Genomic DNA, 16,441 nt, shown 5'->3' on the forward strand with positions numbered 1-16,441 from the left:
CCGCGTCGCGCATCCGGTGCAGATATGCCCAGCGATCACGCAAACAGCGCAATCAAGGTGGTGCGCCCGGTATCCGGCCGATGGGAATCGCTGGCACTGTTGCTTGCGGCCCTGGCAGTCATCGCCAGCGTGGCAGGCTATATAACGCTGCGCCCCCAGAAAGTCGGCCCACCGATAACCTTGAGCTGGCAGGTGCGTTCCTTCGATGGCCTGGGTGCGGTCGATCAGGCGATTCACAGCGCTCTGCTGCCGGCCGGTGAAGAAATCATCTGGTTCAACAACGATACCGGCGGCTGGATCACGCTGGAGCGTGCGCAGAAAATCTTGCTGCCGCCCTTCTACCGTGACGCCTTCTGGAAGACCAATGGCGAGGTGCAGTGGCAATTGATTCTGCCTGGCACTCACCTGCCGCATGCCGCTTCCGGCGACGTGCACGCCGATGCGCCTGTCACCCCGCCGGACCAGACCGCCAACAAGGTGTCGCAAGCCACCCAGGGCCAGGGCGCTACGGTCTATTACGGCTCGGGCGGCCGCGCGCCGGGCCAGAGCGCCTACCTGCTCGTCATCGGTCACGCGCATGCCGGTGTCATGTGGGCCAACCAGGCGACGATCTGGGTCCACCGCGACCCGAACGCGCCCTACCCTGGCATCGTCAAGCCCGAATCGCTGGTCGGCGACGGCTGGCGCCAGGTCATCCCTTACAACGGTGCCAGCGAAGTCGAACGCGTAAAAGGAACCCAGCCATGACCGTTTCTACGAAACACCGCGCACTGTGGCGCCGATGCATCGCGCTATTGCTGCTGATACCCGCCATCGCACTCGCCAGCCCGGCTCCCTCTTCGGGCAAGAAGCTCAAGATCGGCGTCACACTGCATCCCTACTACAGCTTCGTGGCAAATATCGTTGGAGATCGGGCGGAAGTCGTTGCGCTCATCCCGGCGGAAGCGAATCCGCACAACTACCAGCCGCAGCCCGATGACATCACCCGCGCGATGAATATCGATGTTCTGGTCGTCAACGGCATCGGACACGATGAATGGGCCTTCCAGATCATCAAGGCCGCTGGCCGCGGGGCGACCCTGCCGATCATCCAGGCCAATGCCTCGGTTGCGCTCATTCCAATCGGCGGCGGCCAGGACGGCGTCAAGGTGGTCAATCCGCATACCTTCGTATCCACCACGGCAGCGATACAACAGGTCTTCGAGATCACTCGCCGGTTGGGGGAACTGGACCCGGACAACGCTGCGGCGTATCGACAAAACGCCCTGGCGTATGCCGCGCGTATCCGGGCGCTAAGGGCCGGCTTCATGACCCGTTTCGCCGCGCTGGATTTGTCTTCCTTCCGGTGCGCGACAACGCACGCTGGCTACGACTACATGATGCAAGAGTTCGGCCTGTTCGTGAGTGCGGTGATCGAGCCGCGTCACGGCGTCGCGCCGACTGCGCGCCAGTTGGCCAACACCATCGACGCGATCAAGAAGGCCAATGTGCGTGTGCTTTTTGCCGAGAAGAATTTCTCCCTCGACCTGGCCAAGCCTATCGAGGCAGCCACCGGCGTGAAGGTGTTCGCGCTGTCTCACATCACCGGTAATACCTACAGCCCGGACGAATTCGAGGTGGCGATGCGTGAAAACCTCGAGACCTTGGCCGAAGCCGTTGAGTTTACGCAGCGATGAACGCGATGAAGGAGGAACAAGCGATGCGCGGCCCCGCCATAGTGTTCGATAACGTCTCCCTGCAATTGGGAGGTACGCAAGTGCTCGACAAAGTGAGCTTCCGGGTAGAAGCCGGTGCGCTGCACTGCCTGGTAGGCCCGAACGGCGGTGGCAAGACTTCACTGGTGCGTGCGCTGCTGGGCCAGATGCCGCATTCAGGGACGGTCCGGTTCGAAGGCGAGGTCACGACACCCATGGGGTATGTCCCGCAATTGCCGGACTTCGACCGCAACGTGCCGATGACGGTCAACGACATCATGGCCCTTCTCGGTCAACGCAGGCCGGCCTTCCTGGGCTCAAGCCGATCTGCCAAGGCGGCCAATGCCCAAGCACTGGAGCGCACCGGCGTGGCCGGAATGGGCGCAAAACCTTTTGGCAGCCTGTCCGGTGGCCAGCGTCAGCGAGTGCTGCTGGCCCAGGCGATCAGCCCGGCGCCCTGGCTACTGATCCTTGACGAACCGACCGCCGGCATCGACGAACCGGGTGTGCGACTGGTGGAGGCGCTGGTGGCCGAGCTGAACGGCCGCGGCGTCACCATCCTCTGGATCAACCATGACCTGGAACAAGTCAGGCGCATCGCGCAATCGGTGACCGTTATCAACCGGCGGGTGCTGTTCCATGGTTCGCCCGACCAGGTCGCCTACCCTCTGGAGGCTACCCAATGAGTGCCCTGTACGAATTGATTCGCAACCAGCTCCAGGCGCTTGCCGCGAGTGGCATCCTGCCGCAACCGTTCGAGTACGAGTTCGTGATCAATGCGCTGCTCTGTGCAGTGCTCATCGGACCGCTACTGGGCGTGCTGGGCTCGATGGTGATGATCAAGCGCATGGCGTTCTTCAGTCAGGCCGTCGGTAATGCGGCGATGACCGGCGTTGCCATTGGCGTGCTGATCGGCGAGTCCTACACCTCCCCCTACTTCTCAATGTTCGGCTTTTGCCTGCTGTTCGCCCTGACGCTGAAGTACACGCAGCACCGCACCACGCTGGCCAATGACACGCTGATCGGCGTGTTCTTGTCCATCTCGCTGGCGGTCGGGGCCTCGTTGCTGCTGTTCGTGTCGGCGAAGATCAACACGCACGTAATGGAAAGCGTGCTGTTCGGTTCCATCCTGGCGGTCGACTACACCGACATGAACGTGCTGCTTGTGGTAACGGCGACGTGTGCTCTGCTCGGACTGCCGATGTACAACGGCATGCTGTTGGCCAGCCTCAATCCGAGCCTGGCACATGCTCGCGGCGTGCGCGTGCGAAGCGTCGAGTACCTGTTTGTCGTACTGGTCACCCTGGTGACGGTAGCCTGCCTGAAAATCATCGGCGCAGTACTCGTCGAAGCCCTTCTGCTCATACCGGCCGCGGCAGCACGCAACATCAGCCATTCGCTCCCGGGGCTGGTCGTGCGCGCCATCCTGATCGCGACTTTTTCCTGCGTGGTCGGCATCCTGGCCCCCATGCAATTCCACATCCCCGTACCGACAGGCGGCGCAATCGTGATCGTCGCCGCCCTGGTATTCGTCGTCACCACCGTCATCCGCGCTACCGGGGCCCGGTTCAGAGGTGCCAGCGTATGAAATGGCTTTGCATGTCACGTCGACCCTGGCTAGCGATGCTGGTACTGCTGCTGGGCAATCCGCTTTCTGCCTTCGCGGATACCGGCAGGCAGCAGGTGCTTGTCGCACTGCCGGCGGTGTATGCGCTCACCTCGACGCTCAGCGACGGCACAACCCTCAAGGTCGTCCGCCTTCCGGCAGACTCTGCCGTGCCCATGGAAAGCCAGGCCAACGCGCTGTCGCGCCTGGAGCCCGCCGTGTTCCAGCAGGCCACCGCCGTAGTTACCCTGGGCAACCTCTGGCGCGCGGATCCGCTTTACACCACGGCACGTCGCCACAATCTGCGAATCGTCGAGATCGATGCCTCGCACTCATGGGACACCGTCAAGCCCGGAGTGGCCGTGGCCCGCGTGCCATCGAACGACGTTCCCTGGGCAACCGAACGCGACGTCGATGGCGGACTGTCGCCGTACGCCTGGCTCGGCCCCGTCAACGCCATGCGCATGTCGGCGATTATCGCTACCGACCTGGCACGCCTGTCTCCCCCCGATGCGCCTCGGATAGAGCGCAACCTCGCCGCACTCGAAGGCCGATTGCGCCAGCTCAAGGCCAACTACGGTGCCCGGCTGCTGGCAGTGCCGGATCTGCGCGTGCTGTCGCTGGCCGATGAGTTCACCTATTTGTTCGGCGAGTTCGGGATTTTTGTCGACGGCTGGTTCGTCCGACAGGACATCGACTGGAGCGACGCCGACTGCACCGCACTGACCCGATACCTGCGCGAGCGTGACATCCACGTGGTGGTCCACAAGTGGGCACCGGACGCCAGGATTGCCAAGGCCATCGAGGACGGCGGCGCACGGTTGTTGATACTGGACGCCGGCAACCCGGGAATGCTCGCCGACGCGGCCAACGGGTACGAAGCACTCCTGAGTTCGAACCTGGATTCCTTACTGACGGCCTTCGCGCCGCCTGGCCCGAATACGAGCGGCGATCACAAATCGCCGCTCCAATGATCAACCTCGACCGTGGAGATCGAAGACCTTATGAAACCCCCAGGTTCAGCACATCGGATACTGATCGCCGGCGCCCTGGTGTTCTGCCAGGCAGCCTTCCCTCATGGCCCCGTCTTCGACTGCTACATCGAGAGCGATGATCTGGTGAAGTGCGAGGCGGGTTACACCGACGGCAGCTCCGCCGCTGGCAGAAAAATCCATGTCCAGGACACCAGCAACAAGGTGTTGCTCGAAGGAAGCGTCGATAAAGACAACAGCTACACCTTCCAGCCCCCCGCCGGAAAATACTCCGTTGTGTTCATGGGCGGAGACAACCATCAAGCCACGATTCAGTCATCCGACATTTCCAGGTGAAATCGACAATGCCGATCAAACGACGACTGCTCCAAGCACTTGCCGCCGTAACATTAGGCTGCCTGACAGGCGCTGCACAGGCCCATTTCCAGATGCTCTACGTCGAGGAAACGGCGCTGCCACGTGCGGATAAACTGGAGTTCGCGCTGGTGTTCACGCATCCCTTCTCCGGCGGCCCCACCATGACCATGGATGAACCCCGCGCCTTTAGCCACATCAGCTCGCACGGCGGGGAAAAAATCGATCTTCGCCAATACTTGCGCCCTGTCCAGTGGCAGAGTCGCGATAACCAAACGACTGCCTATCGTGCGTCGATTCCGCGGGAGTTGGTTCGCTCACTGGGTGACCATATCTTCGTACTCGAGCCCGAGCCCTACCTGGAAACCGAGGAAGACGTCTACATCCAACAGTTCACCAAGCTGATCGTGAACGTGGGCGGAGTACCCGGCAACTGGGCAGAACCACAAGGGTTGCCGGTTGAGATCCAGCCACTGAACAAGCCTTATGCAAACTGGACAGGCGGAGTGTTCCGCGCCTTGGTGCTGGCCGATGGCAAGCCCGTTCCGTTCGCCGAAATCGAAATCGAATACATCAACCATTCCGTCGATATCGAGAAAAACGCCTTCGGCCAGCAAGACTATGTAACGGCACCTCAAGCTTCATTCAAGTCCCTGAGCACGTACACGGACGCCCAGGGTGTCGTGACCATCGGCCTGCCCCGGGCCGGCTGGTGGGGTATTGCAGCGCTCGACATCGGGACAACGAAAACCCACAAGGGCAAGCCCTTGTCGCAAGACGCGGTGCTGTGGGTGCAAGCCAGGGATATGAAATGAAAAGCGCATAAAGCAACCGCGCCTGATAGCCCTCACGGAAAGCGCCCCCCGCCCCCTCAGAAACGGATAGATATCGCCTCGAATCCGGATAGATGCACCGCACAGAAAGGCTTTCAATCAGGTCGTGCCTAAAACTACAAAAAGGGTGTACCTGATGAACAGCTCTAGAAGCATTGCGCAGTGGCAAGATTACATTCAGGGTTGCCTGGATTTTCGGCCGGCCGAAGGTATTTACCGCGTCGCCCGTGACATGTTCACAGAGCCGGAACTGTTCGACCTGGAGATGGAACTGATCTTCGAGAAGAACTGGATCTACGCCTGCCACGAGAGCGAAATCGCCAATCCCAATGATTTTCTGACGATGCGCGCGGGTCGTCAGCCGATGATCATCACCCGCGATGGGAGCAATCAGCTCCATGCGCTGATCAACGCTTGCCAGCACCGGGGCGCGACCCTGACTCGCGTCAGCAAAGGCAACCAATCTACCTTTACCTGTCCGTTCCACGCCTGGTGTTACAAAAGTGACGGCCGCCTGGTCAAGGTCAAGGCCCCAGGTGAATACCCGGAGGGTTTCGATAAAGCAACCCGCGGCCTGAAGAAGGCCCGGATCGAGAGCTACAAGGGCTTCGTCTTTATCAGCCTGGACGTCAATGGCAGCGACTCGCTGGAGGACTACCTCGGCGATGCCAAAGTGTTCTTCGACATGATGGTCGCGCAGTCTCCGACCGGCGAGCTGGAAGTACTGCCCGGCAAGTCGACCTATAGCTATGACGGCAACTGGAAACTGCAGCACGAAAACGGCCTGGATGGTTATCACGTCAGCACCGTGCACTACAACTACGTCTCCACGGTGCAGCATCGCCAGCAAGTCAACTCGGCCAAGGGCGGCGGCTCCGACACGCTGGACTACAGCAAGTTGGGCGCCGGAGATGCCGAAACCGACGACGGCTGGTTCTCGTTCAAGAATGGCCACAGCCTCTTGTTCAGCGACATGCCCAACCCGACTGTACGCGCCGGGTATGCCAGCGTCATGCCGCGTCTGGTGAAGGAATACGGCCAGCAACAAGCCGAGTGGATGATGCACCGTCTACGCAATCTCAACATCTACCCAAGCCTGTTCTTCATGGATCAGATCAGCTCACAGCTGCGTATCGTGCGCCCAGTGGCCTGGAACAAGACCGAGATCACCAGCCAGTGCATCGGCGTCAAGGGTGAGTCCGACGCAGATCGGGAAAACCGGATCCGCCAGTTCGAGGACTTCTTCAACGTTTCAGGCATGGGCACTCCCGACGACCTGGTGGAGTTTCGCGAAGCCCAACGCGGATTCCAGGCCCGCCTCGAGCGCTGGAACGAAGTGTCCCGCGGCAGTGAGAAATGGGTCGAAGGCCCCACCCCGAACAGCGAGGCTCTGGGCATCAACCCGGTACTGACCGGCACCGAGTTCACGCATGAGGGGCTCTACATCAATCAGCACGGATCCTGGCAGCGCTTCCTTCTGCAAGGTCTTGCACAAAAAGCCCTGAAGTTGAAGGAGGTGTGAAATGAGCGCACTACAACATTCCGTCGAACAATTCCTCTACCGCAAAGCCGAGCTGTGTGATCAACAGGATTGGGACGCCTACATCGCCCTGTTTGATGAACAGAGCGAATTCCACCTGCCGCAATGGGAGTCGGAGCATGTGTACACCACCGATCCCAAGCGCGGCATGTCGCTGATTTACTACTCGAACCGCTCCGGTTTGGAAGACCGGGTATTTCGTCTGCGCACAGGCAAGTCGGCGGCTTCAAACCCGATGCCGCGCACCTTGCATCAAATCAGCAATGTGCGAATCAAGGAGATCGATAACGGCTTGCTTGAAGTCAAGGCCGCCTGGGTCACGCTCTACACCCGGCAAGGGCTGTCCGAGCAGTTCTACGGCCATGTGACCTACCACCTCAAAGCGGACGCAGACAGCTGGAAGATCACTCGCAAGCACATCGTGCTGCTCAACGACACGATCAACTCAGTGCTTGATTTCTATCACCTGTGAACTGTGGGGCACGCTGTCATGAACCATAAAGTCGCTTTCAGCTTCGCAGATGGCAAGACCTCGTTCTTCGAGGTCAAGCCCAACGAACTGCTGCTCGACGCCGCGCTACGCAATGGCGTGAACATCCCGCTGGACTGTCGCGAAGGTGTCTGTGGCACTTGCCAGGGTCGCTGCGAATCAGGCCAATTCACTCAAGACTACGTCGATGAAGAGGCTCTTTCCGAGCAGGATCTGGCGCAACGCAAAATGCTCTCTTGCCAGACCCGCGTGCAATCGGATGCGTCGTTCTATTTCGACTTCGATTCGAGCTTGTGCAACGCTGGCGCAACCCGGTTACTGCAAACGGTGATCACCGGTGTAGAACAGGTGTCGGCCACCACGGCGATCCTTCATCTGGACGCTTGCGCCCACCAGCAGCAATTGGACTTTCTTCCGGGGCAATACGCTCGACTGCATGTACCGGGCACCAGTGAGTGGCGCTCCTACTCATTCGCCAACCGCCCCAACCCCACCAACCAATTGCAGTTTCTCATCAGGCTCTTGCCTGATGGCGTGATGAGCAACTTCATCCGTGAGCATTGCCGCCCCGGTCAAACACTCGAGCTCGAGGCCCCATTGGGAAGCTTTTATCTACGTCAGGTGACCAAACCTCTCGTACTGGTGGCAGGAGGAACCGGCCTGTCGGCCTTCCTCGGGATGCTTGATAACATTGCAGAAAAAGGTGGCTGCGGGCACCCGATCCAACTGTTCTATGGCGTCACGCAGGACAATGACCTGTGCGAAACTCAACGCCTGGCTGATTATCGCGACCGCATCGCCGACTTCGACTATCACCTTGTGGTTTCGAAACCCTCCGTGGATTGGCAAGGTAAAACCGGGTGGATTCCTGATCACTTCGACCGTCAGTCGTTCGACGCCAACCCATTCGACATCTACCTGTGCGGTCCTCCGCCCATGGTCGACGCGATTAAAACCTGGTTCAACGATCAGAAGATCGAGCAGTTCCAGATGTATTACGAGAAGTTTATCGATAGCAATTCCACACATTGAGCAACAGGGAAATATCCGGAGAGGCATCCAGATATTTCCCTGTTTTTTTATCTTCTGACTACGTCGCAGCCAATCTCACTTCCTCAAAGAATCTGCGAGGTTTGGCGCGCACTAGACACCATCATCCGCTGTCTTGTCTGTGACGATGAGGGGCTCGATGCCCCAGTCTCCAGACAAATACCAATCTTCTCCGAACATCTCGGCCGGATGCATCGTACGGTCGGAGCCATTGCCGCATGCCAGGGACTTGGCCGGACAATACCGGTCGCACCCCCAACAGATCCGCTCGGGGTGCTTGGGGTTGACGGGGAAGTTCTTGGCCATTTCGATCTCCGGTCATTGAGAGATGTTCTTGCAACCTACAGCCATTGTGCAAAACCATCCTTGATGGATATCAAGAATCGACATCTAGCGACTGCTCTCCCTATCGCGATCCTGGAGCTAAGCTTCTAACGGTTTAATTGATCAAAACTTGATAACAATCATTATTGTTCGCAGCAAAGCTTCCTAGACTCGGGTTCCTACTCGTCAGTGCTCAGGAAGACATTATGCGTACCCACCTCTCACTCGCCCTGCTCTTGCTCGTACCGCTGGCTCACGCAAAGGAATACCCGATCGGGGAACCACAGCTGTGTCAGGGACTGGAAGTCGGGGCGGTGTATCTGCAACCGATCGAGATGGCCCCGGCTGGCATGATGCGGGCTACTGTCGATTCTGATGTTCACCTGGAAGCCGACATTCGGGCCACCGCGGACAATCGACAGGGTTTTCAGGAAGGCAGTTTCGTGCCTTACCTCAATGTCTCGTTCAACTTGAGCAGAGCGGGTAACCCGGACGAAATCAAGGGTGACTTCCATCCCATGGTCGCCAATGACGGCCCGCACTATGGCGACAATGTGAAGCTGCTGGGGCCGGGCAAATATCGGCTGACGTTCACCGTGCTACCACCCACCGGTCACGGCTCCCTCGGGCGTCACACCGATAAGGAAACCGGTGTGGCGCCCTGGTTCGAACGCTGCGAACTGCACTACGAGTTCATCTACGCCGGCATCGGTAAAAAAGGCGGCTATTGAATGAAGCGCCTGCATTTTGCCTGGCTGATCGTGGCCGCAACAGTTGCGCCGTTGACGGCCCATGCCGAGTTGCCGAGCTTTGAGCTGACCCTGCGCGATGGCCACTTCTCCCCTGCCTTGCTTGAGGTCCCGGCCGGACAGCGCTTCAAGATCGTCCTGAAAAATAGCGGTCAGGGGCCGGCCGAGTTCGAGAGCACGCCGTTGCGGGTTGAAAAGGTACTGTCGCCGGGCGTGACAACCTTCGTCGTCATTCACCCGCTCAGGCCCGGCCACTATCCCTTTTTCGACGAGTTCAATCCGCAATTGCCCGAGGGCGGCATCCTCGCGAAATAACCTGTTAGCGCACGGAGCTTCCATGAATCAATCAATGTTCATCGTCTGGCGCGAAAGCGTCGAGGCGTTGCTGGTGATCGGCATTCTCCAGGCCTGGGCCAGCCAGCAAGGCCAACGTCATCGTTTGGTCAAATACCTGTGGGCGGGTGTGGTGCTGGGGTTGATGCTCTCGGGCCTGCTGGCGGTGTTGATTCTGTTTGCCGGTGAGGCCATGAGCGGGTCGGCCAGTGAATGGTTCCAGGCCGCACTCGCACTGTTTGCCAGCCTGTTAATGGTGCAAATGGTCGGCTGGATGCACCGTCACGGGCGCACCCTCAACCACGATTTGCGACGGCACGCCGATAGCCACCTGGCTCGACAAGGAGGCGCAGGTCTACTACTGCTGGCCATGCTCGCGATCAGCCGTGAAGGCAGCGAAACGGTGGTATTTCTCTATGGCGCCGGCGCCCGATTGCGGGGTCCGCAGCTCGGTTTGTTTGCCGTCGGCGGCGTGTTGGGGCTGGTGTTGTCCGCGCTGACCATTACGCTGCTGCACAGCAGTCGCCGCTTCATTTCATGGCAACGATTCTTTGCCATCAGCGAAGTCATCTTGCTCATGCTCGGCGCGGGGTTGCTGGTCAGCGGCACCGAGCGAATCGGCGGCCAACTGCTCGCCCTGGATGTGCCGGACGTGGTTTACAGCCTCGTAGGCGAATCGCTTTGGGACGGCAGCGCGTGGCTGAGCGATAGCCATGGATTGGGTGGTTTTCTGGCCAGTTTTGTCGGTTATCGCGCAACACCCAGCGGCATGACCTTACTGGTGTGGGTCGGTTACTGGCTGGTCGTCAGCGCCTGGCTCCGCCAACGGACTGCGGAGAAAGTCCCATGCCTGACCTGAGCCGGCACAATCGATGGCTCCAGCGCCTGGGTGACGGGATGCGTCGCCATGCGTCCGTCATCCGGGCGCTGCAGTGGGCTGTCGTAGTGTTTTACGCAGTGCTGTTGGTGACCCCGGCGCTGTTGCCGCTGCCGGACAGCCAGGCACGGATACTCGACAACCTGACCTTGCTCGCGCAGTTTTTATTCTGGGGAATCTGGTGGCCGTTCGTGTTGCTGTCGATGGTGTGCTTCGGTCGACTCTGGTGTGGCGTTCTGTGCCCGGAAGGTTCGCTCAGCGAATGGGCCAGTCATTACGGCAAAGGCCTGGGTGTGCCGCGTTGGTTGCGTTGGGGCGGTTGGCCCACATTGGCGTTCTGCCTGACGACCCTCTACGGCCAATTGATCAGCGTCTATGACTACGCCCAGGCCGCACTGTTGATTCTGGGTGGCTCGACCGTCGCAGCGGTCATCGTCGGGTTGTTGTTTGCCCGGGGCAAGCGGGTCTGGTGCCGTTACCTGTGCCCGGTCAGCGGGGTTTTCGCCCTGCTCGCAAGGCTGGCCCCCGTGCACTTTCAGGTCAATGAGCAACGCTGGATAGAGAATGCCGCGCCACGCCTGCCGCCCCCCAACTGCGCTCCCCTGCTCGATATCCGTCGCCTGCAAGGCGCCAGTGATTGCCACGCCTGCGGACGCTGCAGCGGGCAACGCGGCGCCGTGCAGCTGATCGCCCGCTCCAGCAATCAGGAGATTCTTCACGCAACCGCGCAGGCGCTGTCCCCTTGGGATACACGCTTGCTGCTGTTCGGCGTGATCGGCTTGGCCATGGGCGCGTTTCAGTGGACGGTCAGCCCATGGTTTATCGCCCTCAAACAAACCCTGGCCCAGTGGCTGGTGGAACACAACCAGCTCTGGGCCTTACGGGACAACGCCCCCTGGTGGTTGCTGACCCATTACCCGCAACTCAACGACAGCTTCAGCTGGCTCGACGGCTTCAGCATTGTCGCTTACTTGAGTGTGAGTTCGATCATGCTCGGCACGGCGTTGATGCTGCTCCTGCGCCTGACGGCCCGACTGGCGCGAGATCGCGCACTGTATTGGCCTCTGGCGCTGACACTCACGCCTGTGGGTGGTGCCGGACTGTTTCTCGGGCTGTCGGCCACCACCGTCAAATTACTGCGTTATGAAGGTCTGCTGCTGGAGTGGGTACAACCCGCCAGGGCCTGCCTGCTATTGGCCACCATGGGGTGGAGCCTGCTACTGGGTTGGAAACGGCTGAAACACGAAGGTATTCCCCTGGCTCGGCGCGTGTCGGGTGGAGTTTGCCTGTTCCTCGCCAACGCCCTGATCGGGTTTGGCTGGTGGTTGCAGTTCTGGGGCTGGGCTTGAGTTTCCCCAGCCCCCGTTACCCCCGCAGCACGAAGGCTGGGAACAACTCGCGCATGGCCTCCCACAACTCTGGCAACAAGGCTTGTGCCGAAATGCTTGGCAGTAGCGAATCGAACATCCGCTCAGTGCGGACCAGTTGCACGGCGAAGCGTTTGACGCCGAGCGCACTCAAGCGTTTTGCCAGGATCAGCAGACGCGCCGGCTCGAACAGACGCCAATGCACGGTGGTGCGACATTCGTAGTCCACACCACTGGCCAGCAGATGCTCAAGGCTGCGCCAGTTAGCCGTTCCACTGCCCTCGACCCGGGTAATGGCCAGGCAATCTTCGGGCAACGCCTTGACGTCGAAACCGACCCAATCCGCGCCCGTGAGTGCCTTGGCGAAGGCGGCAGGCTTGATGCCGGCGCTGTGCAAGCCGATGCGAAAGCCCATGTCCCGCACTTCATCCATGGCACCGAGCAAGCCGTCCTGCAAGGTTGGCTCACCGCCGCTGAACACCACGGCATCGAGCAGGTCCTGACGACGTTGCAGAAACGCCAACACCCGCCGCCAATCCACTTCCTCACTGCCACGAGGCGGAATCAGCTGCGGGTTATGACAGTAACGACAACGCCAGGCGCAACCCTGGCAAAACAGCACGCAAGCGAGCTGTCCCGGATAGTCGATAGTGGTCAGGGGCACCATGCCCCCGACCCGAAGCATTCGACTCATTGGCGCCCGGCCAGTGCCGCGCTTTCAGTGAAGTGCAGCCGCTCGCGGTGCTCCGACTGTTTGCCCGGATTGAACGCCGACACAGGACGGTGATAGCCCATCACCCGGGTCCAGACTTCGCAGCGTTGACGTTGAGCCTGGGGCAGTGGTTGCGATGCAGTCATGGTGAAGCTCCTTGCAGTTGAGTGGATCAAAATCAATGAACAGCGCCGGCCTTCTGTTCTTGTAGCAACAGGGCCTCGTCGCATTTGGGGCAGAACTCATGTTCGCCATCGAGGTAGCCGTGCACCGGGCAGATGGAGAACGTCGGGGTCACGGTCAGGTACGGCAGGCGGAAACGTCCAAGGGCCTTGCGCACCAGTTGCTTGCAGGCCTGCACCGAGGAAATCCGCTCGGCCATGTACAGGTGCAAGACCGTGCCGCCGGTGTATTTGCATTGCAGTTCGTCTTGAAGTTCAAGGGCCTCGAAGGGGTCTTCGGTGTAGCCCACGGGCAGTTGCGAGGAGTTGGTGTAATACGGCGCCTGCGTACTGCCCGCCTGGAGAATGTCCGGATAGCGCTTGAGGTCTTCCTTGGCGAAGCGGTAGGTGGTGCCCTCCGCCGGTGTCGCTTCCAGGTTGTAGAGATGACCGGTTTCCTCCTGGAAACGCAGCAAGGTGGCGCGCACATGGTCCAGCAGATTCAGGGCAAACTGTCGGCCATGTTCGGTGTGCATGCCCTCCTCGTCGCCAGTGAAATTGCGCAGCATTTCATGCAGGCCGTTGAGGCCGATGGTGGAAAAATGGTTACGCAAGGTGCCCAGGTAGCGCTTGGTGTAAGGGTACAAACCGGCATCCATGTGGTGCGCAATGACCTTGCGCTTGACCTCCAGGCTCTCCATCGCCAGCTCCATCAGCGTGTCCAGGCGTTGCAACAAGCCACTGGTGTTGCCCTTGAACACATAGCCCAGGCGTGCACAGTTGATGGTCACCACGCCGAGCGATCCGGTCTGTTCCGCCGAACCGAACAAGCCACCGCCGCGCTTGAGCAACTCGCGCACATCGAGCTGCAACCGGCAGCACATCGAACGCACCTGATTGGGCTGCATGTCCGAATTGAGGAAGTTCTGGAAATACGGCAAACCGTACCGCGCCGTCATCTCGAACAGACGGTCGGCGTTGTCACTGTCCCACGGAAAGTCATGGGTGATGTTGTAGGTCGGGATCGGAAAGGTGAACACTCGCCCTTTCGCGTCGCCAGCCTGCATCACCTCGATGTACGCGCGGTTGAGCAGGTCCATTTCGACTTGCAGGTCACCATAGGCAAACGGCATCTCCTCACCGTTGATGACGGGTATCTGCTCACGCAAATCCTGCGGGCAAACCCAGTCGAAGGTCAGGTTGGTGAACGGCGTCTGGGTGCCCCAGCGTGACGGCACATTGAGGTTGTAGATGAACTCCTGGATCGCCTGGCGCACCTCCTGGTAACTCAGCCGGTCCTTGCGCACGTAAGGCGCCAGGTAGGTGTCGAATGAACTGAACGCCTGGGCACCGGCCCATTCGTTCTGCAGGGTGCCGAGAAAATTCACCATTTGCCCCAGGGCACTGCTCAAGTGCTTTGGCGGGCCGGCTTCGACACGCCCCGGCACACCGTTGAGCCCCTCGTGCAACAGAGTACGCAGCGACCAACCGGCACAGTAACCGGCGAGCATATCCAGGTCGTGCACATGCAAATCCGCCTCGCGATGGGCCTGGCCGATGGCCTCGCTGTACACCTCGTCCAGCCAGTAGTTGGCGGTGACCTTGCCCGACACGTTCAACACCAGCCCGCCCAGGGAGTAGCCCTGATTGGCGTTGGCCTGGACCCGCCAGTCTTCACGGTCCAGGTACTCATTCATAGAAGTCGCCACCTCGACCATGGTCCGGCGGTCACGACGCAAACGCCCGTGCTGTTCGCGGTAGACGATGTAGGCGCGCATGGCGAAGAAGTAACCGGCATCCATCAATACCCGTTCGACCCGATCCTGAATCTGCTCGACGTGCAACCTTGGCAGCCCTTCCAGTCGGGCGAGTACCGCCTGAAGCAGGCCTTCAACCTCAACCTCGGTGTACTCCCCGGTTGCCTTGCCGGCGGCGATCAACGCCTGGCGGATCTTGTCGGCATCGAAGGCAACCAGACTGCCATCGCGTTTGTGCAAGCGGTTACATCCCACTGAGATCAGCGTGCTCTGCATTTGGCCTCCAGATACTACATATAGATGTTCAGACACAATCAAACACAACATGCAGTGAAGACTACGGACAAAGTGCTGTTCTGCAATTGATCGACATCAAGATTTGCCGGTGAAAAAAACCGCCCGAAGGCGGTGAAGGAAAAATCGGTGCGAACACTGTGGCGAGGGAGCTTGCTCCCGCTCGGCCGCGAAGCGGTCGCAATCCTGCAAGCTCGATTTGTCTGAATAATCGTGGTGCCTCATTTAGGGTTGCTTCGCAACCCAGCGGGAGCAAGCTCCCTCGCCACAAGTATTGTGTTTAGCAAACTCTTTCCTTAACAGAACAGCTCAACCGCCACTCATGTTCATGAACCGCACAATCTGCACCTCCCCTTCGGGGTTGAAGTCGTGGCGCAATGGCTTGCCGCGCAAAGCCTTTTGCACCGCATTGATCAGCGGCTGGTCGTCCAGCGGATAACGCCGCAACAATCCACGCAAATCCAGCGCGTCGTCCTGGCCCAGACAGAGCAACAGCTTCCCTTCAACGGTCATCCGCACCCGGTTGCAGGTGCCGCAGAAGTTATGGCTGTTGGGTGAAATGAAACCGATCCGGGTATCGGGATGGCGTTCCAGACGCACATAGCGCGCCGGTCCGCCGCTGTTTTCCGTACTGTCGAGCAACCGATGTTGAGCGGCGATCGATGCCCGCACTTCATCGCTGGAACAAAACGATTCACCCCGTGACCTGCCGACATCGCCCAACGGCATTTCTTCGATGAAACTGATATCGATGCGCTGATCGATGGCGTACTGCACCAACGCCGGGACTTCATCGAAGTTGCGCCCCTTCATCACCACGCAGTTGAGCTTGATCCGCTCAAACCCTGCGTCCCGCGCCGCCTCAATGCCGCCCAGCACCTGATCGAGATCGCCGTTGCGGGTGATCGCGCGAAACTTCTGCCCGTCCAGGCTATCGAGGCTGATGTTCATCCGCTTGACGCCTGCCTCCGCCAACGGCCGGGCCAGACGGCCCAGCTGCGAGCCGTTGCTGGTCATCACCAGTTCGCGCAAACCGGGCAATGCGGCGATGTTGCGGCACAGTTCGACAATGCCCGGACGAATCAGCGGCTCGCCGCCGGTGAGGCGGATTTTGCGGACGCCCAACCCGACGAACAGCGTTGCCAGGCGCTGCAACTCCTCCAGCGTCAGGACCTGCTGACGCGGCAGGAAGGTCATGTTTTTCGCCATGCAATACACACAACGAAAATCACAACGGTCCGTCACCGACATCCGCAGATAATCGATCTGCCGTCCAAAACCATCCTGCATGACAGCGTTCATCACATC

19 protein-coding genes are annotated in these 16,441 nt (G+C 59.9%); 14 read left to right on the top strand and 5 right to left on the bottom strand.

Going from position 1 to position 16,441, the window contains the following annotated elements; all coding sequences use genetic code 11:
- The first annotated feature begins 24 nt into the window (after positions 1–24).
- The 10 genes from AC1DQM_RS05145 (at position 25) to antC (ending at position 8,541) form a co-directional block, all read left to right on the top strand.
- Entirely contained in the window at positions 25–747 is a 723-nt protein-coding gene (locus tag AC1DQM_RS05145; protein ID WP_018927833.1) for a DUF6162 family protein, read from the top strand.
- Positions 744–1,676: a metal ABC transporter solute-binding protein, Zn/Mn family gene (locus AC1DQM_RS05150; protein WP_018927832.1), complete on the top strand. Its 933-nt coding sequence runs from the start codon at positions 744–746 to the stop codon at positions 1,674–1,676. Before AC1DQM_RS05145 ends, AC1DQM_RS05150 begins: the two co-directional genes overlap by 4 nt.
- Positions 1,673–2,380 (top strand): metal ABC transporter ATP-binding protein, encoded by a 708-nt coding sequence (locus tag AC1DQM_RS05155; RefSeq protein WP_064617283.1) that lies wholly within the window; start codon positions 1,673–1,675, stop codon positions 2,378–2,380. Before AC1DQM_RS05150 ends, AC1DQM_RS05155 begins: the two co-directional genes overlap by 4 nt.
- Positions 2,377–3,282: a metal ABC transporter permease gene (locus tag AC1DQM_RS05160; RefSeq protein WP_018927830.1), complete on the top strand. Its 906-nt coding sequence runs from the start codon at positions 2,377–2,379 to the stop codon at positions 3,280–3,282. The genes AC1DQM_RS05155 and AC1DQM_RS05160 overlap by 4 nt, the downstream gene beginning before the upstream one ends.
- Before the next feature lie 35 nt (positions 3,283–3,317).
- Positions 3,318–4,274, top strand: a complete 957-nt coding sequence (locus AC1DQM_RS05165; RefSeq protein WP_138867342.1) for a metal ABC transporter solute-binding protein, Zn/Mn family — start codon at positions 3,318–3,320, stop codon at positions 4,272–4,274.
- 30 nt (positions 4,275–4,304) lie between these two features.
- A complete protein-coding gene (locus AC1DQM_RS05170; RefSeq protein WP_178114251.1) occupies positions 4,305–4,628 on the top strand; it encodes a hypothetical protein in 324 nt (107 codons plus the stop codon).
- A gap of 8 nt (positions 4,629–4,636) precedes the next feature.
- Positions 4,637–5,461 (top strand): DUF4198 domain-containing protein, encoded by an 825-nt coding sequence (locus tag AC1DQM_RS05175; protein ID WP_028940857.1) that lies wholly within the window; start codon positions 4,637–4,639, stop codon positions 5,459–5,461.
- Positions 5,462–5,615: 154 nt separating this feature from the next.
- Positions 5,616–7,001 carry an anthranilate 1,2-dioxygenase large subunit gene (gene antA, locus AC1DQM_RS05180; protein ID WP_086945715.1) on the top strand — a complete coding sequence of 462 codons (1,386 nt, stop codon included), beginning with the start codon at positions 5,616–5,618 and terminating at the stop codon, positions 6,999–7,001.
- 1 nt (position 7,002) lies between these two features.
- The gene (gene antB / locus AC1DQM_RS05185; protein ID WP_018927825.1) at positions 7,003–7,491 is read left to right on the top strand and encodes an anthranilate 1,2-dioxygenase small subunit; all 489 of its coding nucleotides are present in this window, start codon (positions 7,003–7,005) and stop codon (positions 7,489–7,491) included.
- 18 nt (positions 7,492–7,509) lie between these two features.
- The gene (gene antC / locus AC1DQM_RS05190) at positions 7,510–8,541 is read left to right on the top strand and encodes an anthranilate 1,2-dioxygenase electron transfer component AntC (RefSeq protein ID WP_138867340.1); all 1,032 of its coding nucleotides are present in this window, start codon (positions 7,510–7,512) and stop codon (positions 8,539–8,541) included.
- Positions 8,542–8,652: 111 nt separating this feature from the next.
- On the opposite strand, the gene AC1DQM_RS05195 is transcribed toward antC, so the two are convergent.
- Positions 8,653–8,865, bottom strand: a complete 213-nt coding sequence (locus tag AC1DQM_RS05195; RefSeq protein ID WP_018927823.1) for a DUF3079 domain-containing protein — start codon at positions 8,863–8,865, stop codon at positions 8,653–8,655.
- A 224-nt stretch (positions 8,866–9,089) separates the two neighbouring features.
- On the opposite strand from AC1DQM_RS05195, the gene AC1DQM_RS05200 reads away from it, so the two are divergent.
- From AC1DQM_RS05200 to AC1DQM_RS05215, 4 genes are read left to right on the top strand one after another with little or no spacing between them, the layout of a single operon-like run.
- Positions 9,090–9,614: an iron transporter gene (locus AC1DQM_RS05200; protein ID WP_138867339.1), complete on the top strand. Its 525-nt coding sequence runs from the start codon at positions 9,090–9,092 to the stop codon at positions 9,612–9,614.
- Positions 9,615–9,947, top strand: a complete 333-nt coding sequence (locus AC1DQM_RS05205; RefSeq protein WP_477745886.1) for a cupredoxin domain-containing protein — start codon at positions 9,615–9,617, stop codon at positions 9,945–9,947.
- 22 nt (positions 9,948–9,969) lie between these two features.
- Complete coding sequence (locus AC1DQM_RS05210; protein WP_192379037.1) at positions 9,970–10,824, top strand: FTR1 family iron permease; 855 nt, start codon at positions 9,970–9,972, stop codon at positions 10,822–10,824.
- A complete protein-coding gene (locus AC1DQM_RS05215; RefSeq protein ID WP_138867337.1) occupies positions 10,812–12,191 on the top strand; it encodes a 4Fe-4S binding protein in 1,380 nt (459 codons plus the stop codon). The genes AC1DQM_RS05210 and AC1DQM_RS05215 overlap by 13 nt, the downstream gene beginning before the upstream one ends.
- A gap of 16 nt (positions 12,192–12,207) precedes the next feature.
- On the opposite strand, the gene AC1DQM_RS05220 is transcribed toward AC1DQM_RS05215, so the two are convergent.
- From AC1DQM_RS05220 to moaA, 4 genes are all read right to left on the bottom strand, one after another.
- Positions 12,208–12,903, bottom strand: a complete 696-nt coding sequence (locus AC1DQM_RS05220; protein ID WP_178114250.1) for an anaerobic ribonucleoside-triphosphate reductase activating protein — start codon at positions 12,901–12,903, stop codon at positions 12,208–12,210.
- Entirely contained in the window at positions 12,900–13,067 is a 168-nt protein-coding gene (nrdD, locus tag AC1DQM_RS05225) for an anaerobic ribonucleoside-triphosphate reductase (RefSeq protein WP_018927817.1), read from the bottom strand. Before nrdD ends, AC1DQM_RS05220 begins: the two co-directional genes overlap by 4 nt.
- Before the next feature lie 32 nt (positions 13,068–13,099).
- Entirely contained in the window at positions 13,100–15,115 is a 2,016-nt protein-coding gene (locus AC1DQM_RS05230) for a ribonucleoside triphosphate reductase (protein WP_138867336.1), read from the bottom strand.
- 327 nt (positions 15,116–15,442) lie between these two features.
- Entirely contained in the window at positions 15,443–16,435 is a 993-nt protein-coding gene (moaA, locus tag AC1DQM_RS05235; RefSeq protein ID WP_138867335.1) for a GTP 3',8-cyclase MoaA, read from the bottom strand.
- Positions 16,436–16,441 lie beyond the last annotated feature (6 nt).

Source organism: Pseudomonas sp. 01L34 (assembly GCF_056400265.1).